1 protein-coding gene is annotated in these 242 nt (G+C 71.1%); it reads right to left on the bottom strand.

What is annotated here, in order from left to right; genetic code table 11:
• Positions 1-242, bottom strand: a 242-nt coding sequence (locus FMEAI12_RS09525) for an integrase core domain-containing protein (protein ID WP_146776660.1), incomplete at both ends; no start/stop codon positions are given.

The raw sequence follows: 242 nt of genomic DNA, 5'->3' as shown, positions 1-242 counted from the left end.
GATGCGCGATGGGGTGGTCGGGCCGTGGTGGTTGAAGGTCGCGGCCGCGGTGGGGTCGTCGTCCGTTGTAGTGGGCCGCGTACTCGACCAGGAGGGTACGCAGATGCCGCTCGCCGAAGATCAGCATCCGGTCGGTGACCTCGGTCCGGACCGTGCGGACGAACCGTTCCGCGTAGGCGTTCGCCCGGGGCGTCCGGGGTGGGATCGTGACGGTGGTGATGCCGGCGTCGGCGAGGACCGCG

The sequence above is a fragment of the Parafrankia sp. Ea1.12 genome (assembly GCF_900465275.1).
GTDB classification, from domain to species: domain Bacteria; phylum Actinomycetota; class Actinomycetes; order Frankiales; family Frankiaceae; genus Parafrankia; species Parafrankia soli.
This window is presented reverse-complemented; position numbering and strand designations above follow the sequence as displayed.